Origin of the sequence: Yoonia sp. (assembly GCF_017854565.1) — a bacterium.
Lineage (GTDB): Bacteria > Pseudomonadota > Alphaproteobacteria > Rhodobacterales > Rhodobacteraceae > Yoonia.
Window position 1 is genome coordinate 1 of sequence record NZ_JAFMHJ010000049.1, and the last position, 18,818, is coordinate 18,818.

Below are 18,818 nucleotides of genomic sequence, written 5' to 3' on the forward strand. Positions count from 1 at the left end.
GCGCTCGGCATACCCGTCACAGAGACCGTGGGATAAGTCTGTCCAGGGAAAGGGGTACCTCGGCCATCAGCCGATTTGTGCAACAGAGTCACTACAATCCAAAATACTCAGTGATGGAATGTTTTAAGAAGTATGAAGTTGGTTGTCATTGGCGCATTTGAATGTGCGAAAAAAGCACCGTTCCCGAGCCACGTGCCTCCGATCCTTGCGGAACAAAGTACTCTGGGGTTCCGAAGGGTTTTTTATGACGCCTCCTTAAATCCATTAGAAACGACTAGCGACGCGGGGTGGGAACAGCAATCGCAGACCTTGCTGAAGCATATTTCTGTCATTCGCACTAAGCCGAAGCCTTATGTGCCGGGGGATCAAATCGTGTATCTGGGTGGAGACAACTTAATCGTAGACTCTAGGAAGATCAGAATTTCATTTTTGCTGCTCCCACATGTCTTTTCACGTCGGCTGTTCATAGCGCTGCGAACATTAGGTAACGTTTACTTTTGAAACGCACTCACCCGTCTAGCCGACATTCGCGCAGCATCGGTGAATCGGCTCATTGCTGCGGTTTAAAATGCCACGTGCTGCCAAAAGTCTGCTTTCTCATACGGTGAACCCAGACTTCGCAACTGCGGCGAACGTCTGGATTCCGCCCTTTTGGTTGATCTACGCTAACAGTTCAAAATTAGAAAAACTGACGCGGTCCACGGCATCCTTACGAACCCTCAGGCTCGGCCCTGAGCCATAGTTGCCTGCCACATCCCCAGAGGCATGGCCTGTGATGAAGTCGTTGACCTCTTTGGAAACCCCAGCGTCCCTCAGCATATCCTTAAAGTTACCCCTGAGCGAATGCACAACCTTGGCCTTGTCGTCCGTCACCTTCCTGATCAGCGGCATGAGAGCCTTCGAGGCGGATGCCTGAGCCTTCCCATCCTTATCCCGGGTGAACTCTGGGAACATCTGACCGGTCGCTCCGCTGGTCCTACCTTGGGTGACCCACGTAAGGCTCGAGTGGACCGGCACCTTCCGCTGCGATCCCCTGTTCTTCACGATGGCGTCCGTCAGGTCGAAGTAGACAACACCCTGCGACTTGTCCTCTTTCACGTTTTCCCAGTTGAGCAGGGCGGCTTCATCGAGGCGCATGCCTGATGTGATCAAGATCGACAAGAGGCCGCGCTGGTGGGGCTTCATGTCCAGCTTGAAGAGGGCCTCGAGTTCGCTTGAGGTGAACGGGCGGTAGCTCTGCAGGGGGCGACCCACTTTCTTGTCCAGTACCAAGCCAGCAAAGACGTTGTGCGGTATCCAGCCTTTGCGCACCCCATGATCGAAGAGGCGCTTCACATAGCTGATCTTCTTGGCAATCGTCTTGCGGCTTGCGGTTGACCCTAGGTGCTCTGCATACCGGTGGATCATCACAGCGGTGATATCGTTTAGGATCACATCACCGGTGAAGTCTTGGAACTGACTTAGGGATAGCTCACAGTCGCGGGTGGTCTTCGCAGGGCCGTAGGGGTTGGTCGAGAGGTACTCTCGGGTTGCAACAGAAAAAAGGACCGCGTCGGAGTTGGCCGGGGCCGTGGCAGCTTTTGCCTTCCAGTCGCGGTACAACTCAAGCGCCTTTGCGCCCTGTTCATTGACCACGTCAGTTGCTGTGTCGTTCTCGGGATTTTTCCCATACTCGAGGTTCTTCGCGCCTTGGATCAGGCCTTCGAGGTGGCCCTCATCATCCATGCGTTGCACTTCATCTGCGTTACCAATCCAGCCAAGAAGGTCGCTGATCATGTCCCGTATGTCAGGCTTACAGGCATCAAGCTGTGCATAGAGTCCTGTTGCAATGCCGTGTTGGCGGCGTCTTGCATCCTGTAGATCGCTTGTTCCGGTGGACCGTTTCAGCTGTTTGCGACCGGGGAAGTGCTCTCGAAGTTCCTGAGGGATCGTTAGGTAGACGTACCATTTCCCCTTGCTTATCGACATCGTCGTTGCGGGGTAGTTAGACATCCATATACTCCATCAATACCCTCCATCGGGCACTCCAAGAGCTAATGTATTAAAGAAAAAAAGGGCAATGGGGCATCATGGCGGAGAGACAGGGATTCGAACCCTGGGAACCCTTGCAGGCTCAACGGTTTTCGAGACCGCCCCGTTCGACCACTCCGGCACCTCTCCGCGGGGATCGCGTTCTCCTAATGCGGGGGCGGGCGCGGTGCAAGGGCCAATCTGCGATTCCTGCCGATTGCGTCACAAGGCTTGGAAAAGCGGGGCAGGGCGCCTAACAATCGGCCCATGCTCCATTCCCGAGGAAACCCAGATGCACCACCTGATTGCGCCCATCATCGCTTTGATATTTGCCTTTGCGGGCCAGCCTTTCCTGGCCCAGGCCGCGCCGTCCGACAAGACCGACGCGCTGTTTGCCGCACTTGGCCTGCCGCAGGTGCTCGACATTATGCGTACCGAAGGCATGGCCTATGGTGACAGTCTGGCCGATGAGATGATCCCCGGCGGCGCCACACCCCGCTGGGCGGCCGCAGTGTCCGAAATTTACGATATGGAGATGATGACCCAAGAGGTCCGCGCGGCCTTTGATGAGGAACTGCAGGGCGATGATATCGACGCCATGCTCGCGTTTTTCGCGTCAGAGCCGGGCCGCACCATCGTCACCCTTGAGGTCAGCGCGCGTCGCGCCTTGCTGGATGATGCGGTGGATCAGGCCAGCAAGGAAAATGCCGCGATTGCGATGCACGATGTCACCCCACGCTACCTGCTGATCGCGCGGTTCGTGGACGTCAACGATCTGGTCGAAACGAATGTCGTGGGCGCGCTGAATGCAAATTACGCTTTTTACATGGGGATGCTGGACGGTGGGGCGATGCCGGATACGATGACGGCCGACACCGCCCTGATGGATGTCTGGGCGCAGGAAGCCGAGATTCGCAGCAGCACGACCGCGTGGGTTTTTGCATTTTGCCTTCTGGCCTATCAGCCGCTGTCGGATGCAGATCTGCAGGCCTACATCGCGTTTTCGGAAACTGAGGCCGGGCAGGATCTCAATAACGCGCTGTTTGTCGCATTCGATGGGATGTTCAATGATGTCTCGCGCGCGCTTGGGCTTGCATCAGCGCGGTTCATTGTCAGCCAAGAACTGTAGCAACCACTTAGCGGCCATACAGCATCAGTGTCGTCACCAGCGCGCCGGGGCTTTGTGCATATAGCCCAAAGTTGGATTGCAGTTGGATCAGACGGGTCGGGCGGTCAGCCGGCGGGATACCGGCGGCCACCATGGCGCGGGTCAGAACCGGGCCACCACCGGCACGGATATCGCGGCTGATCTCAGCAAAGTTCGCCTTGACGATAATTTCCACCAGACCACGGCGATTGTCATATATGCCGGTTTGTCGGGTTGTTGCCGCACCGGGGCCGGGTGTCGATACCGTGCTGTTTGCTTGGGGTGGCTGTGTTGCGCAGCCCATCAGCAAAACGCATAGAACAAGGTGGATACGCATCTGGATTTCGCCTTCTTTGGACTTGACTTGTAGGGGTATAGGTCAGATAAGCCGCCATCTCGACAAGGGTTTTGTCGGGGGTCACGCGAAATTACGCCCACCGGGCGCGCAGTCCACAGGCGGCATCATGCCACTAACGCTCGAATGATCGGGGGCCTCAGCGACGCGGGAAATGAAGGAAAAACATATGTTTGCGGTTCTCAAAACCGGCGGCAAGCAGTACAAAGTTGCCTCTGGCGATGTACTCCGGGTCGAAAAGCTGGCAGCAGTTGCTGGCGAAACAATCCAATTCAACGAAATTCTGATGGTCGGCTCCACCGTGGGCGCACCTTTTGTCGCGGACGCTGGCGTTCAGGCCGAAGTGATCGACCAGATCCGGGGCGAAAAGACGATCAACTTCGTCAAACGTCGTCGTAAGCACGGCAGCCAGCGCAAGAAAGGCCATCGTCAAAGCCTGACACTGGTCCGTATCGGCGACATCTTGGAATCAGGTGCAGACAAGTCCGGCGTAAAAGCTGCGGAAAACGGCGCAGGCTTCGAGATCGTGCGCGCTGTCGGCGCTCCGACCTCCCTGAAAGCGGCTGCTGCGGCACTGCGCGCATCCACGCCAAAGGCTGAAAAGCCAAACGCAGCACCAAAGGCAAAAGCCGCCCCCAAGGCGGAAACGGCTGCTGGTGCGGATGACCTCAAAAAGCTGTCGGGCGTCGGCCCCGCACTTGAGAAAAAGCTGATCGAAGCTGGCGTGACGACATTCGCCCAGATCGCGGCATGGACTGACGCTGATGTGACTGCTATGGACGAGAAACTTTCGTTCAAAGGTCGGATCGAACGTGAAGGCTGGATCGCGCAAGCATCCGAGCTGGCAAAAGGCTAAGGAGAGACACCAATGGCACACAAAAAAGCAGGCGGTTCATCCCGTAACGGGCGCGACTCAGCTGGTCGTCGCCTTGGCGTTAAAAAATTCGGTGGCGAAGTTGTCATTCCCGGCAACATCATCATGCGTCAGCGCGGCACAAAGATGTGGCCGGGCAATGGCGTTGGCATGGGCAAGGATCATACGATCTTTGCAACCGTCGAGGGTAACGTGCAATTCCATACGGGCTTCAAAGGCCGCACCTTTATTTCGGTTCTTCCAATGGCGGAGGCCGCTGAATAGCCGAAGTTCTCAGGTAACGTATTTGGGGGGATCGGTGAACACCGGTCCCCTTTTTTATTCATAGTTTTGCCACCATGTTACATTAGCAGTGCACGAAGAAGGGCATGTTTTCGGAGGAGCGGAAGTAATGATTCACGAGGAAATCACAGTGCAGGACACGATTGCAGCGGACCGCATCGTGCTGCGTCCTTGCCGCAAGTCCGATGCTGGCCTTATTGCGATGTACGCCGGCGATGATCGCGTCGCGCGTGGCACCCGCGCTATGCCGCACCCGCTGCCCCCCGGCACCGTGGAGGCTATGATCGAACGCGCATTGCGCCCTGACCGGACCGAAGATATCTGGGTCATCGACGGCTCGGCCTATGGCCACGCCGAGGCATTGGGCCTGATCAGCCTTGAACGGATGGACCGCAACCAGTCCGAGATTTTCTATTGGATCGCCCCGGCATTCTGGAACAGCGGTTTCGCATCCGAAGCGGTGCGCGCCTTGATCGCGGCCAACCCGCATCATGCGCAGCGTATTTTTGCAGAGGCGTTTCAGGACAATCCCGGTTCCGCACGCGTGCTGACCAACTGCGGCTTTGATTATCTTGGCGATGCCGAAGCGTTCTCTGTCGCGCGCGGTGCCACCGTGCCCACATGGACCTACACCCTCAAAACCGGGCGGTGACCATCACACCGTTCCAAACCGATCGCCGGACCCTGCGCGCGGCTGAACAATGGCTGATGTGACTTACCGCTACCTGCGCCCGACCGACCTAGACGGCCTGCACGCCTTGGTCAGCGATTGGGATATCGTGCGCCAATTGGGTAGCTGGCCGTGGCCTGCCGATCGGTCGTTTACGGCGCGCCGCTGCATCACATATCCCGGCACCGGATTTATCTGGGCGCTGATGCAAGACGATAAGCTGATTGGCACGATGGGCGTCACCGAAGGCGATCTTGGCTATTGCCTTGCACCAATGGCATGGGGGCAGGGCATTGCAACGCGGCTGGCCCGCCTTGCGATCAACCACGCCTTTCGCGATCCGGCCCTGCTTTGGATCAACGCAAGCGTCTGGCATGATAACCCCGGCTCGCTTCATGTGCTGGAAAAGCTGGGCTTCAGCCACGCAGCGGATGATACCCAACACGCCCTCGCACGCAACACACCGACGCTATGTCATCACTATCAGCTGACCCGCATCCAATGGGACAGCTTGAGAAGCGGCGCACAATAGATTATCGCGACGGCTGAACAGCCTTAGAAAGTCCACGCTCATGAAATTTCTCGATTTTGCCAAGGTCTATATTCGGTCCGGCGCCGGCGGCGCGGGCTGTATTTCCTTCCGGCGTGAAAAATTCATCGAATACGGCGGCCCTGACGGCGGCGATGGTGGCAACGGCGGCGATGTGATCGTCGAAGCGGTCGATGGGCTGAACACGCTCATCGACTTTCGCTATCAGCAGCACTTTTTCGCGGGCAGCGGCCAGCACGGAATGGGCAGCCAGCGCACCGGCAAAGATGGCGACGACAAGATCCTGCGCGTCCCTGTGGGCACCGAAATCATCGACGAAGACGAAGAAACCGTCATCGCCGACCTGACCGAAATCGGTCAGCGCGTTGTGATCGCCAAGGGCGGTAACGGTGGCTGGGGCAACCTGCATTTCAAATCCGCCACCAATCAGGCGCCGCGCCGCGCCAATCCCGGTCAGGAAGCCGTCGAGCGTACGATCTGGCTCCGTCTCAAACTGATCGCCGACGTCGGCCTGCTGGGGATGCCCAATGCGGGCAAATCGACCTTCCTTGCCGCGACCTCCAACGCCCGGCCCAAGGTTGCGGATTATCCCTTTACGACGCTGGTGCCCAATCTCGGCGTCGTCGGCGTTGACGATGTGGAATTTGTCGTCGCCGATATTCCCGGCTTGATTGCGGGCGCAAGCGAAGGTCGCGGCCTTGGCGACACATTTCTGGCCCATGTTGAACGCTGCGCGGTGCTGCTGCACCTGATTGATGGCACTTCGGGCGATCCGGCGGGCGATCTGGTCACCATCATTCACGAACTCGAGGCATATGGCGGTGAATTGGCCGAAAAACCCCGGATCACGGTGCTGAACAAGATCGACGCGCTGGATGACGAAGAACGCGTCTTCCTGCGTGATGAGGTTGCCGCCGTTGCCAAAGGTCCCGTGATGCTGATGTCGGGTGTCAGCCGCGAGGGGGTTCAGGACGTGCTGCGCGCCCTGCGTGCCGAAATCGACGACAACCGCCTGCGTCACCGCAAAGCCGCAGAGGCGGCAGAAGAGGAAGCAGAATGGCGGCCCTGACCGACGCCAAACGGCTTGTCGTCAAGATCGGCTCTGCCTTGCTGGTGGACGCTGCAACCGGGACGCTGCGGGCGGAATGGCTGACGGCACTGGCGGGCGATGTGGCCCGGATCCGGGCGCGCGGCACGGATGTGATTCTTGTGTCGTCAGGCTCGATCGCGCTGGGGCGTGGCGTGCTGGGCCTGCCGCTGACGCCGCTGGCGCTGGAACAATCACAGGCCGCTGCCGCCGTTGGCCAGATCCGGCTTGCCCGCGCATACGAAGAGGCGCTCGCGCCGCATGGCATTATCGCGGGTCAGGTCCTTGTGACGCTTGAAGATTCCGAAGATCGGCGGCGTTACCTCAATAGTCGCGCGACAATGGAAACGATGCTTGGCCTCGGCGTGACACCGATTGTTAACGAAAACGACACAATCGCCACCGATGAAATCCGATACGGCGACAATGACAGGCTCGCCGCACAGGTCGCCGTGACCATTGGCGCGGATCAACTGATCCTTCTGTCCGACGTCGATGGCCTTTATACCGCCAATCCCAACATTGATAAGACAGCGCAACACATTGAACATGTTGCAAAATTAACGCCATCTATCGAAGCCATGGCAGGTGATGCGACCTCGGGCCTGTCCAAGGGCGGGATGATCACCAAAATCATCGCCGCCCGCGTCGCCACCGATGCAGGTTGCGCCATGGCGATCACGCTGGGCAGCCCCCTGCATCCGCTGCTGGCGCTGGAAAACGGCGCGCGCGCGACATGGTTCGCCGCCCAGACAGATCCGCAAGCCGCCCGCAAACGCTGGATTGCGGCGATGAAACCGCGCGGCACGATCACCATTGATGATGGTGCCAAGGCGGCATTGGGGCGCGGCACAAGCCTGCTGCCTGCCGGCGTGATAAAGATAGAGGGCACATTTGGCCGCGGTGATCTTGTGACGATCAATGATGCCGGCGGTGCGCAGCTGGGTCAGGGTCTTGTCCGCTATACCAGTGCCGAGGCGCAGCAGATCAAGGGCCGGCGCAGCACTGACATCGTGACCGTTTTGGGCTACAACGGGCGTGCCGCACTGGTCCACCGCGACGATATGGTGCTCTAGCAGGGGACGCAGATGAACGATCACGACAAAATCGGACCGATGATGGCGCAAATCGGCGCCAACGCCCGCGCGGCGGCCACCGTGCTTGCCACCGCCAGTGCTGCGGCCAAGATGCAGGCGCTGAATGCCGCCGCAGATGCGGTCTGGGCACAGCGCGATGCGATCATCGCCGCCAACAGGCAAGACATCGCCTATGGGACCGCCAAAGGGCTGTCACCGGCGATGATGGACCGGCTGCTGCTCGACACCGACCGCATTCAAAGCATGGTCGAAGGTTTGCGGGCCGTTGCTGCGCAACCTGATCCCATCGGCGTCATCACCGAAGAATGGACCCCGCCCAACGGTCTGAATATCAAACGCGTGCGCACGCCCATCGGTGTGATCGGCGTGATTTATGAAAGCCGCCCCAACGTGACGGCGGACGCAGGCGCGCTGTGTCTGAAATCCGGTAATGCGGTCATCCTGCGCGGCGGCTCAGAAAGCTTTCATTCCTCGCAGGCGATTCACGCCTGTCTGGTTCAGGGCCTCGTATCCGCTGGTCTGCCCGAAACCGCGATCCAACTGGTCCCGACCCGCGACCGCGCCGCCGTGACGGCCATGTTGCAAGCGACAGATCATATCGACGTCATCGTGCCGCGCGGCGGCAAGGGCCTTGTCGGTCTGGTCCAGCGCGAGGCCCGCGTGCCGGTCTTTGCCCACCTCGAAGGCATCTGCCACGTCTATGTCGATGGCGCGGCGGATCTGGACAAGGCGCGCGCGGTGCTGATCAACGCCAAAACGCGGCGGACCGGCATCTGCGGTTCCGCCGAATGTGTGCTGGTCGATCAGGCGTTCTACGACCGATACGGCGATGTGTTGACCCGCGATCTGCTGGCGGCCGGCGTCGAAGTGCGCGCCGATCCGACGCTGGCGCAGACGCCGGGCACAGTGCCGGCCACGCTGGATGACTTCGGGCACGAATTTCTGGATATGATCATCGCCGCCAAGATCGTCGATGGGATCGACGGCGCAATCGCGCATATCCGGCAATACGGTTCGAATCACACCGATGCGATCCTGACCGAAGACGATGCGGTGGCCGATAAATTCTTCCGCCAACTTGACAGCGCCATCTTGATGCGCAACGCATCGACGCAATTTGCCGATGGCGGTGAATTTGGGATGGGCGCCGAACTTGGCATTGCCACCGGCAAACTGCATGCGCGCGGGCCGGTGGGTGCTGTGCAATTGACCAGTTTCAAATATCTGGTCACCGGCGACGGCACCCTGCGCCGCTAAAACCGCGCGACGATCTGATCGTCGGACAGCTCAAGCACGAGCGTGCGCCCGGCCGCCGCCAAAACCTCCGGCAGCAGCGCAAATTGCACCTGTGCTGCCCTATGTTCAAAACCGGTGTCAGGTGCGGTCAGGCTGGCCCACAGGGCGTCGTCAATCGTGACCCGCCGGCCTTGCCCGCTGAATACCCACGTGTCGTTCTCAAGACGGATATGGATATCTCCGCCCAATGGCAGCGCCGTTTCAAAGCATTGCAGCATCAAGAATGCGCCGCGCACCAATGGGCGCAACTGGTCGCCGTCGATCTCCCAGAAATACGCAAAACGCCCGCCATGCGCTGCCGCAGCAAGGATCGACACGATATCAGACCGGCTCACCAGTTGGTCGTCAGCCGCCGCACCATAGGCAATACGAAAGTACCGGATGCGCGCATTGGCACTGTCCACACTCTCGCTGATCAAATCCATCTCTGCGCTGGTGTCACTCTGCGTCAGCGATAAAAGCTCCACACCATTGCCGATCGCACCGATAGGGCTGATAAGGTCATGACAAATGCGAGAGCCGACAAGCGCGGCAAAGTCAGGGCGCATCCTGCGTCCTCCGTTCTGAGGGAAATGAAATGTCGGATATCAACGCCATTCTTGCACCGGGGATGCTGGTGCGACACCCGGCCCAGCCGGATTGGGGCACCGGGCAGGTCCAGTCAAACATCGGCGGAAAGGTGACCGTGAATTTTCGCAACGCGGGCAAAGTCGTGATCAATGGCGCGCAAATTACTCTCATCTTGGTGGCTTCCGAATAAGGCGACGCACTCATAGGTAGTTTGATGCGCCGTCGTGTCAATCAGCATTAACAGTATCTAAATGCCAATTGGTTGCCAAAAGGTTACCGCAACCCTAATAACCAGCGATTGTCATAGGCCAGTTTCCATCATGAACCGTCACAGCCCCGCATTTGTCGTTCAGATCGCCGAAACTGCGGCTGACCTGCGCACAGCCCAGCGCCTGCGCTATGATGTCTTCGTGACCGAACTGGGCGGCGACGGCGCGATGGTCGACCATGCCAACCAGCTGGAGCGTGATGGATTCGACGACCATGCCACCCATCTGTTGCTCCGCGATACGACGCGGCCCGTGGCCGATCAGGTGGTGGGTGTCTACCGGCTGATGACGACCGCTGCGGCGGCTGCGGCGGGACAGTTCTCATGTGAAAACGAATATGATCTGACCGTCCTGCGCGCCAGCGGCAAGCGGCTGCTGGAGCTGGGGCGGTCGTGCCTGCATCATGACTACCGGGGCGGGGCCGCGATGGTCCATCTGTGGTCTGCCTTGGCCAACTATATCAACGCCCATCAGATAGACCTGATTTTTGGTGTGGCATCGTTTCATGGAACAAACGCGGCCGCGTTGTCAGCCCCGCTCAGCATGCTGCACGACCGGCACCTGGCACCCGCAGACCTGCGGGTCACGGCGCGGCCACCGGGTGCGATCCGCATGAACACAATCCCACCCGCCCAGATTGACCGCGTCGCGGCACGGCGCGACACACCCGCCCTGATCAAGGGGTATCTGCGGCTTGGCGGCGTCGTGGGGGACGGCGCGTTTGTCGACCATGGGTTCAATACCGTCGATGTCTGCCTGATCCTTGCCACCGACGCGATCAGCGCGCTGCAACGCAGTATTTACACGCGAGGGCCCCGGATTGGCTGATGTCTGGCAAGGTCCCGCAGCGCCTGACCCCGCACCATTGACGGCGCGGGACTGGGCGCGCGTCGTCCGACGCGGGCTGCCGCTGGGCCTTTTGGTGTTTGGTGGCTTGCTGATCCTGTTGCTGGTCCGCTTGTTCGAGAGGCCCTTTTACGGACTGCGGCGGCCCGTGACCCCCTATATCACCCAAGGGGTGTGCCGCGCCGCCTTCGTATTGCTGGGAATCAAATTCGACAGCACCGGCACCCCGATGTTAGGTCCGGGGGCCGTTGTCGCAAATCACGCGTCATGGCTGGATATCTTTGCGCTGAATGCGCGCAAACGCATCTATTTCGTATCCAAGGCCGAGGTGGCAGCCTGGCCCGGTATCGGCTGGCTGGCCCGCGCTACCGGAACGGTGTTCATCAAACGCGACCGCCGCGAGGCCGCCAGCCAGATCACCATCTTCCGCGACCGTCTTGCCGCCGGGCATAAACTGCTGTTCTTCCCCGAAGGGACCTCGACCGATGGTCTGCGGGTGCTGCCGTTCAAACCCACGCTTTTTGCCGCGTTCTTTGACCCGGCCCTGGCGCAAACATTGCACCTGCAACCCGTAACCGTGGCCTATCAGGCACCAAGCGACGCCGACGCGCGGTTTTATGGCTGGTGGGGTGACATGGCGTTCGGGCCGCACCTGTTGGCGACGCTCGCGGCCCAAAAGCAGGGCAGCGTGACCGTCCATTATCATAGGCCCGTGCGGTTGATCGACTTTACCGACCGCAAGGCGCTGGCCAAAACGCTCGAAGACACCGTGCGCGGCGGTCTAGCCGACCATGGCGGCACGTAGTGCTGCAAGGGCCGCAACCGGATCATCCGTCCCCCAGATTTCGGCACCGATCCCGAAAAAGTCTGTGTGCGGGGTCAATTGGCGGATCAGAGCGGCATCCAGGGCACCTTCGGCAACGACAGGCACCTCGATCATCATCGACCACCACTCGAACAGCTCAAACGCGGCCAGACGACCGTCACCCAAGGGCGTGGTCCCCACCGGGCCAAAGCTGACATAATCCGCGCCCAGCTCTCCGGCGGTGATACCATCGTGGCGCGAATTGCCACAATAGCTGCCGATAATGGCATCCGCGCCCAAATCCTTGCGAACCATTTTCACCGACCGGGCACCATCCAGCAGATGCACACCATCCAGCCCATGCCGTTCGACCAGCAAGATATGGCTTTCGATCACCAGCGCGACATCGCGGGCATGGGTGACTTCGCGCAGCGCGTCAGCGGCTTTCGCGATGCGCGTCTCGTCTTTGCCGGCAAGTGACAGGCGCACGCAGGCGACGTCGGTGCTGTCCAGACAAGCGGCCAGTTGATCGGGATAGCTTGAAAGATCAAATTCCGTCGGGGTGATCAGGTAAAGCTGCGGCAGGTCTTGTGCGTCGGTCATGGGGATGTTTTCCGATATGCGTCTCGTGTCATGGCGTTCTAGCGGGGTTTGTCGCGCTTGACCATGGCCTGCTTGCCTTGGGGTAGGGGGCAGCGTATCACCCGGCGCGACAACAAAGGAAGCCACATGCCACGCCCCGACCCACAGCCCGCCTTCGTTCTGATCCGGCCCCAGATGGGCGAAAATATAGGGGCGGCGGCGCGGGCGATGTGGAACTTTGGCCTTGATCGGATGCGCATCGTCGCACCACGCGACGGTTGGCCCAATCAACGGGCGGTCGCGATGGCCAGCGGCGCCGGGCGGTTGCTGGACGAGGCGCAGTTGTTCGATGATACGGCGGCGGCCATTGGCGATTGTGATTTCGTCTATGCCACGACGGCCCGACCGCGTGATTTGACCAAGCCCGTCTTCACACCCCAAGCTGCAATGCAGGACGCGCGGGCGCGCATCGCCGCAGGCGGCAAGGTCGCGGTGATGTTCGGGCCCGAGCGGGCCGGCATGGAAAATGACGACATCGCGCGCGCCAATGCGATTATATCGGTTCCGGTGAACCCTGAATTTGCATCTCTTAATCTCGCGCAATGTGTGCTGCTGACCGGCTATGAATGGCGCCGCGAGGCGGTTCCGGTGGCGCCTATGCGCGTCGATGCCCTCGCCGATTGGGCCGAACAGATCGAGATCGAAAAACTGACCGCGCATTACGAAGACCGCCTGCAAGACGCCGGTTTCTTTTTCCCCGACCACAAGGCCGCGAGCATGAAGCTCAACCTGCGCAACCTGTGGTCCCGGATGCCACTGACCCGCGCGGACGTACAGATGCTGCACGGCATCATGCGGCAGATGGTCCGCTGGAAAGACCGCGGCTAAGGTGGGTCAAGACCCACCTTACGGTGCGTCAATGATTTGAACCTGTGCGGGGTCGCCGGATGTATCGTGCCCGGGCGGGCAGTTCATCGTACGTACCGCTTATGTACGCGTTCCATACGGTGTATTCCGCCCCGATGACCCCTAAGACAAGGGCGTAAACCCTGTTTCGACGCTGCTCTGGCCGCCCCGCCGTTCAAGACCGTTAGCCAAATCGCGACACCCTGACGCTTGCAGCCACCGCGCCCCGGCCCTAGGTTCCGCCCAAGTCAGACCGGAGGCCACCATGGCAACGAAACGCAATATATTCGAAGAGGTGGGCGCGGCCCCCAAACAGGCCGCTGCCCCCGGCGGGATCGACCGTGGCGGGCAGGGCGCACGCGGTGCGATCCGGGTCTGGCTTATGGCCCTGTTTGCACTGGTCGTTGTGATGATCGCCGTTGGTGGCTTGACCCGCCTGACCGACAGCGGCCTGTCAATAACCGAATGGAAACCCGTCACCGGTGCCCTGCCACCGTTGACGGCAGACGCATGGGCAGACGCCTTTGACAAATACCGTATGATCCCTGAGTATCAGTTGCAGAACAAAGGGATGAGCCTGTCAGAGTTCAAGGTCATCTACTATTGGGAATGGGGCCACCGACAGCTGGGCCGGATGATCGGACTGGTCTGGGCGGTCGGCTTTTTCTTGTTTCTCATCACCAGAAAGATCCCGGCGGGCTGGACCGGCAGATTGCTGTTCATTGGTGGCTTGGGGGGCCTGCAGGGCGCCATCGGCTGGTGGATGGTGTCATCGGGCCTGCGCGACGGGATGCTTGATGTCGCGTCGTACCGGCTGGCCACGCACCTTGGGCTGGCCTTTGTGATCTTTGGCTTCATCGCGTGGTTCACCTATCGGCTGGGACGCAAACAGACCGATCTGTTGCAGGCCCGGCGCAACGCCAGCGCGTCATTGGTCAGCCTTTCCAACGTCTTGATCGTCGGAGCCTTCGTGCAAATCATCCTTGGCGCGCTTGTCGCGGGAATTGACGCGGGCCGTGCGTACCCTGATTGGCCATTGATGGCGGGCGGCTTTCTGCCCCCCGATCCGCTTGGCCTGACGCCGCTCTGGCGTAATTTCTTCGAAGATGCGGGTCTTGTGCAATTCATGCACCGTATGGCAGGTTACGTGTTGTTTTTGCTGGGTCTTCTGGTTTGGGCCCGCGCCCGAAAATCGGCCAATCGCCACACGCGCTTTGCCTTCAACGCGGTCATGGCGATGATGCTGCTGCAAATGACGCTTGGCATCGTGACCGTCATCTATTCGGCCCCGTGGCAGATCGCGATCATGCACCAGCTTGGCGCAGTCGCCCTTTGGGCGCTAATCCTGCGCGGGCGCTTTGTCGCCCAATACCCCATGCCCCAATCGGTCCGAGGTTGATTAAAATGACAGCTTATCAAGATCTTATGACGTTCCAACGTGAAACCGAAGCTCTGGGCCAGATCGCGGGCCGCCTTGGCTGGGATCAGGAAACCATGATGCCGCAAGGGGCGACACCGCAACGCGCCGAGGAACATGGCGCCATGGCCAACATCTTGCATGCCCGCCGCATTGATCCACGCGTCGGGGAATGGCTTGAACAGGCCGACGCATCCGATGCCGTCGCGGCGGCCAATTTGCGTCATATCAAACGCAGCTTTGATCGTACCGTAAAGGTTCCTGCGCGCCTCGCGTCGGAACTGGCCAAGGCAACATCGCTGGCGCATCGGACCTGGGCACAGGCCCGCGCCGACGAAGATGTCGCATCATTTTTACATGTATTACAACGGGTTGTCAGCCTGCGTCAGGAAGAAGCCGCAGCCATTGCGGGCGATACCTCCCCCTATGACGCATTGTTGGACGACTACGAACCGGGTGCCACTGCGGCCAGCTTGGGCGCGATGTTTGATGCATTGCGTCCCCGGCTGGTGGCGTTGCGCGCGGCCATCCTTGACCGACCTGCGCCCGCTGCACTGACCGGAACCTTTGATGAGGCAGGGCAACTGGCGCTGTCGCAAAAGCTCGCGCTGGCCTTTGGCTACGATCTGATAAACGGACGTATCGACAAGGCCGTGCATCCGTTTTCGTCTGGCTCGGGACTGGACGTGCGGATCACCACGCCGACAAATCCGACAGACCCGTTCAACTGCTTCTATTCGACCGTCCACGAGGTGGGCCATGCCGCCTATGAGCAAGGCATTGATAACGTGCATCTTTTGACCCCGATTGGGTCCGGCGTGTCAATGGGCGTGCATGAAAGCCAAAGCCGGATTTATGAAAACCAACTGGGACGCAGCCGTGCGTTTACCGGATGGTTATATGGTCAGATGCGCGACACCTTTGGTGATTTCGGGATCAAGGATGAGGATGCGTTTTATGCCACCGTGAACCGCGTCAGCACAGGCTTCATCCGAACCGAGGCCGACGAGGTGCAGTATAACCTGCACGTCCTCCTGCGCTTTGACCTAGAGCGGGCGCTGATGTCGGGCGATCTGGCCCTGCGTGATCTCGAAGCGGCGTGGAATGACCGTTTCAACGCCGACTTTGGCTATGCCGTCGACAAACCATCGCATGGCTTGCTGCAGGACGTGCATTGGTCCGAAGGTCTGTTCGGCTATTTCCCCACCTATACGCTGGGCAATGTCTATGCCGGATGCCTGCATGCCGCGCTGCACCAGGCGGTGCCGGGACTGGATGGTGATCTGGCCAAGGGCGACACATCGCGCGCGACGGGTTGGCTGCGGGCGAACCTGCAACAACACGGTGGCCTGCGCACCCCGATCGAAACCATCACCCATGCCGCAGGCACCGCCCCGTCAGAGGCGCCATTGCTGGATTATCTCGAGGCGAAATTCAGCGCGATTTACGGCCTTTAATCCCAATCGGGGGTACGCTTGTCCAAAAAGGCATTGATCCCTTCGTCGGTGTCCTGATCCAGCATATTATGGACCATGACATCGCCGGTGAACGCATATGCGGCTGCCGTAGGCATCTGGATTTGTTGATAGAATGCCTTTTTGCCGATCTTCACGGCCGATGGCAGCTTGGCCGCGATGACGGTCGCAAGCCTGCGCGTTTCGAGGGCCAATGCCGCGGCGGGCACGGATCGGTTGATCAGGCCAAGCGCCTGCGCCTCGGCGGCATTCGCAAACCGGCCAGTGGTCAGCATTTCAAACGCGGCTTTGCGGCCGATGTTGCGGGTCAGCGCCACCATCGGCGTGGCGCAGAACAACCCGATGTTGACCCCGTTGACCCCAAAACGTGTGTCATCCGCCGCGACTGCCAGATCGCAAGTGGCCACCAATTGGCATCCCGCGGCCGTCGCGATGCCATGTACCTGCGCGATCACCGGCTGCGGCAGCGACTGAATGCGCAGCATGACTTGGGTGCAGCGGCTGAAAAGGTCTTTGAAATAAGCCGCGCCACCGTCTTGGGCCTGCCGCCCCGCTTGCATTTCCTTCAGGTCGTGCCCAGCGCAAAACGCCTTGCCGTGGCCCGACAGGATAACCGCCCTGACGTTCGGATCGTTTGCAATTGCATCAAGGTTTTGATCTAGCGTCGCCAGCATCGCATCACTCAGCGCGTTCAGCCGCTCTGGCGCATTAAGTATAAGATGCGCGATGTGGTCCTGGTCCGCGCGCTGCACAATATCCAATGTCTTGCCCTCCTGATTGCATTGTGGGCAGGTTAGGCGGACACAGACCATGAGGGAAGTCATGACATTGAAAATGAACGCAGAGGCCCTGCATGCGTTTCTAGCCGACGCCTTTCCACAGGTCAGCGACGATTTCCATGTCGATTCCCTCGCCGAAAACGCGATCACCGTGCGCCTGCGCGTGGACGACCGGCACCTGCGGCCCGGCGGCACTGTGTCCGGCCCCTCGATGTTCGCCTTGGCGGATGTTGCGGCCTATTTGCTGATACTGGCCCATATCGGCGCCAGAGCGCTGGCCGTGACAACCAATTGCAGCATTGATTTCATGCGCAAACCGGCAGCGGGCGTTGCGATGATCGCTGAAGCGCGTTTGTTGAAACTGGGCCGCGCGTTGGCGGTATGTGATGTGCTGATCTATAGTAAGGGGCAGGCGGCCCCAGTTGCGCGGGCCAATCTGACCTATGCGATTCCACCAGAGCCAAAATAGCGCTGCAAATGTGGGGTAAATAGATACCTATTTTATAAGTATATGTTTTTGCTATACTTATAGGCGTTCATCACGATTGACTGTGGCCCAGTCCCCTATATAACGCCCCCATCCGAATGACCGTGTGGCACTGCCACCTCAAAAATATTGGTGAGATATGAAAACCTTTTCCGCAACTCCGGCGGATATCGACAAGAAATGGATCCTCATTGATGCCGAAGGCATCGTTCTGGGCCGTCTTGCTTCGATTATCGCTATGCGCTTGCGCGGCAAGCACAAGCCTTCCTTCACGCCGCACATGGATATGGGCGACAACGTTATCGTGATCAACTGCGAAAAAGTGCAGATGACCGGTAACAAGCGTGACGAAAAATACTACTGGCACACAGGCCATCCCGGCGGGATCAAAGAAAAGACCAAAGCCGAGATTCTGGAAGGCAAGCACCCGGAGCGCGTTGTTACCAAAGCCGTTCAACGTATGCTGCCCGGTGGCAAGCTGTCTCGCCAGCAAATGACTCACCTGCGCGTTTTCGCAGGCACAGAGCATGGCATGGAAGCCCAAAAGCCCGAAGTTCTGGATGTTGCATCCATGAACAAAAAGAATACGAGGACGTCATAATGGCCGATCAAGTGAATTCTCTCGAAGAGCTGGGCCAAGTCGCTGAAGGCATACAAGCTGTGCAGGCAGTTGTTGAAGTCGCCGCACCGCGCGAACCCATCCGTGATCATCTGGGCCGTTCGTACGCCACAGGTAAGCGTAAGGATGCGGTCGCCCGCGTCTGGATCAAGCCGGGCTCCGGCAAGGTTATCGTGAACGGCAAGGAAATGAACACCTATTTTGCACGCCCCGTGCTGCAAATGATCCTGGCACAGCCGTTCTCGGTTGCTGGCGTCACTGGCCAGTTCGACGTCGTTGCAACCGTCAAGGGCGGTGGTCTTTCGGGTCAGGCCGGTGCGGTAAAGCACGGCGTGTCCAAAGCGCTACAGCTTTATGATCCGGCACTGCGTCCCGCGTTGAAAGCCGCTGGCTTCCTGACCCGCGACAGCCGCGTCGTGGAACGTAAGAAATACGGCAAGGCCAAAGCGCGTAAGAGCTTCCAGTTCTCTAAGCGTTAAGCTAGAACCTACATCTACTTTATACAAAGCATTGAAAAAGCGCAGTTTTTACTGCGCTTTTTCTTTTGTGCAGTGCTTACAGAAGTTTAACACCGCGCTCTAACATAGACAAAAAGCTGCGCTGAACTTACACTTCATTTACACGTTTTAGGGTGTTTTGGGGCTCTGTTGCACAAATTCTGTGAGGGATTCATCTAGTGAATCCAGTGTGGTAGC

The 18,818-nt window shown here is 59.3% G+C and carries 22 protein-coding genes and 1 tRNA gene; 17 read left to right on the forward strand and 6 right to left on the reverse strand.

What is annotated here, in order from left to right; all coding sequences use genetic code 11:
• Positions 1–660: 660 nt before the first annotated feature.
• Together QZ196_RS14910 and QZ196_RS14915 are read right to left on the reverse strand one after the other, a co-directional pair.
• Positions 661–1,992, reverse strand: a complete 1,332-nt coding sequence (locus QZ196_RS14910) for a DUF6538 domain-containing protein (RefSeq protein WP_296427824.1) — start codon at positions 1,990–1,992, stop codon at positions 661–663.
• Between the two features lie 78 nt (positions 1,993–2,070).
• Positions 2,071–2,160: transfer RNA gene (locus tag QZ196_RS14915), tRNA-Ser, on the reverse strand.
• 142 nt (positions 2,161–2,302) lie between these two features.
• Here QZ196_RS14915 and QZ196_RS14920 point away from each other — a divergent pair.
• A complete protein-coding gene (locus QZ196_RS14920; protein ID WP_296427827.1) occupies positions 2,303–3,139 on the forward strand; it encodes a DUF2059 domain-containing protein in 837 nt (278 codons plus the stop codon).
• Between the two features lie 7 nt (positions 3,140–3,146).
• Here the strand turns inward: QZ196_RS14920 and QZ196_RS14925 are convergent, their stop codons facing one another.
• Entirely contained in the window at positions 3,147–3,494 is a 348-nt protein-coding gene (locus QZ196_RS14925; RefSeq protein WP_296427829.1) for a hypothetical protein, read from the reverse strand.
• Between the two features lie 187 nt (positions 3,495–3,681).
• Between QZ196_RS14925 and QZ196_RS14930 the strand changes: the two genes are divergently transcribed.
• The 7 genes from QZ196_RS14930 to QZ196_RS14960 all read left to right on the forward strand — a co-directional run bounded on the left by QZ196_RS14930 (position 3,682) and on the right by QZ196_RS14960 (position 9,329).
• Positions 3,682–4,368 (forward strand): 50S ribosomal protein L21, encoded by a 687-nt coding sequence (locus tag QZ196_RS14930; RefSeq protein ID WP_296427830.1) that lies wholly within the window; start codon positions 3,682–3,684, stop codon positions 4,366–4,368.
• 12 nt (positions 4,369–4,380) lie between these two features.
• Entirely contained in the window at positions 4,381–4,650 is a 270-nt protein-coding gene (rpmA, locus tag QZ196_RS14935; protein ID WP_296427832.1) for a 50S ribosomal protein L27, read from the forward strand.
• 127 nt (positions 4,651–4,777) lie between these two features.
• Complete coding sequence (locus QZ196_RS14940; protein ID WP_296427834.1) at positions 4,778–5,320, forward strand: GNAT family N-acetyltransferase; 543 nt, start codon at positions 4,778–4,780, stop codon at positions 5,318–5,320.
• 49 nt (positions 5,321–5,369) lie between these two features.
• A complete protein-coding gene (locus QZ196_RS14945; RefSeq protein WP_296427836.1) occupies positions 5,370–5,870 on the forward strand; it encodes a GNAT family N-acetyltransferase in 501 nt (166 codons plus the stop codon).
• Between the two features lie 40 nt (positions 5,871–5,910).
• A complete protein-coding gene (gene obgE, locus QZ196_RS14950; protein WP_296427839.1) occupies positions 5,911–6,957 on the forward strand; it encodes a GTPase ObgE in 1,047 nt (348 codons plus the stop codon).
• Entirely contained in the window at positions 6,945–8,051 is a 1,107-nt protein-coding gene (gene proB, locus QZ196_RS14955) for a glutamate 5-kinase (protein WP_296427841.1), read from the forward strand. The genes obgE and proB overlap by 13 nt, the downstream gene beginning before the upstream one ends.
• A 12-nt stretch (positions 8,052–8,063) precedes the next feature.
• Positions 8,064–9,329: a glutamate-5-semialdehyde dehydrogenase gene (locus tag QZ196_RS14960; RefSeq protein ID WP_296427843.1), complete on the forward strand. Its 1,266-nt coding sequence runs from the start codon at positions 8,064–8,066 to the stop codon at positions 9,327–9,329.
• Here QZ196_RS14960 and QZ196_RS14965 read toward each other — a convergent pair.
• On the reverse strand, positions 9,326–9,916 hold the full coding sequence (locus QZ196_RS14965) for a histidine phosphotransferase family protein (protein ID WP_296427845.1): 591 nt from the start codon (positions 9,914–9,916) through the stop codon (positions 9,326–9,328). The genes QZ196_RS14960 and QZ196_RS14965 overlap by 4 nt on opposite strands.
• Before the next feature lie 29 nt (positions 9,917–9,945).
• Between QZ196_RS14965 and QZ196_RS14970 the strand changes: the two genes are divergently transcribed.
• From QZ196_RS14970 to QZ196_RS14980, 3 genes are all read left to right on the forward strand, one after another.
• Entirely contained in the window at positions 9,946–10,128 is a 183-nt protein-coding gene (locus QZ196_RS14970; protein WP_296427847.1) for a DUF3553 domain-containing protein, read from the forward strand.
• A 130-nt stretch (positions 10,129–10,258) separates the two neighbouring features.
• Entirely contained in the window at positions 10,259–11,035 is a 777-nt protein-coding gene (locus QZ196_RS14975; RefSeq protein WP_296427848.1) for a GNAT family N-acyltransferase, read from the forward strand.
• Positions 11,028–11,858 carry a lysophospholipid acyltransferase family protein gene (locus tag QZ196_RS14980; RefSeq protein WP_296427850.1) on the forward strand — a complete coding sequence of 277 codons (831 nt, stop codon included), beginning with the start codon at positions 11,028–11,030 and terminating at the stop codon, positions 11,856–11,858. Before QZ196_RS14975 ends, QZ196_RS14980 begins: the two co-directional genes overlap by 8 nt.
• Here the strand turns inward: QZ196_RS14980 and QZ196_RS14985 are convergent.
• Positions 11,835–12,461: a thiamine phosphate synthase gene (locus QZ196_RS14985; protein ID WP_296427852.1), complete on the reverse strand. Its 627-nt coding sequence runs from the start codon at positions 12,459–12,461 to the stop codon at positions 11,835–11,837. The two genes, QZ196_RS14980 and QZ196_RS14985, sit on opposite strands and share 24 nt — an antisense overlap.
• 126 nt (positions 12,462–12,587) lie before the next feature.
• Here QZ196_RS14985 and QZ196_RS14990 point away from each other — a divergent pair, with 126 nt between their 5' ends.
• From QZ196_RS14990 to QZ196_RS15000, 3 genes are all read left to right on the forward strand, one after another.
• On the forward strand, positions 12,588–13,328 hold the full coding sequence (locus tag QZ196_RS14990; RefSeq protein WP_296427854.1) for an RNA methyltransferase: 741 nt from the start codon (positions 12,588–12,590) through the stop codon (positions 13,326–13,328).
• Positions 13,329–13,611: 283 nt separating this feature from the next.
• Positions 13,612–14,745 (forward strand): heme A synthase, encoded by a 1,134-nt coding sequence (ctaA, locus tag QZ196_RS14995; protein ID WP_296427856.1) that lies wholly within the window; start codon positions 13,612–13,614, stop codon positions 14,743–14,745.
• 5 nt (positions 14,746–14,750) lie between these two features.
• Positions 14,751–16,220, forward strand: a complete 1,470-nt coding sequence (locus QZ196_RS15000; RefSeq protein WP_296427857.1) for a carboxypeptidase M32 — start codon at positions 14,751–14,753, stop codon at positions 16,218–16,220.
• Here QZ196_RS15000 and QZ196_RS15005 read toward each other — a convergent pair.
• Positions 16,217–16,999, reverse strand: a complete 783-nt coding sequence (locus QZ196_RS15005) for an enoyl-CoA hydratase (protein ID WP_296427858.1) — start codon at positions 16,997–16,999, stop codon at positions 16,217–16,219. The genes QZ196_RS15000 and QZ196_RS15005 overlap by 4 nt on opposite strands.
• A gap of 61 nt (positions 17,000–17,060) precedes the next feature.
• Here QZ196_RS15005 and QZ196_RS15010 point away from each other — a divergent pair, with 61 nt between their 5' ends.
• The 3 genes from QZ196_RS15010 (at position 17,061) to rpsI (ending at position 18,602) form a co-directional block, all read left to right on the forward strand.
• Complete coding sequence (locus QZ196_RS15010) at positions 17,061–17,486, forward strand: PaaI family thioesterase (RefSeq protein ID WP_296427860.1); 426 nt, start codon at positions 17,061–17,063, stop codon at positions 17,484–17,486.
• A gap of 157 nt (positions 17,487–17,643) precedes the next feature.
• Positions 17,644–18,105, forward strand: coding sequence for a 50S ribosomal protein L13 (gene rplM, locus QZ196_RS15015; protein ID WP_296427862.1), 462 nt, complete (start codon positions 17,644–17,646; stop codon positions 18,103–18,105).
• Entirely contained in the window at positions 18,105–18,602 is a 498-nt protein-coding gene (rpsI, locus tag QZ196_RS15020; protein ID WP_296427865.1) for a 30S ribosomal protein S9, read from the forward strand. The genes rplM and rpsI overlap by 1 nt, the downstream gene beginning before the upstream one ends.
• Positions 18,603–18,818 lie beyond the last annotated feature (216 nt).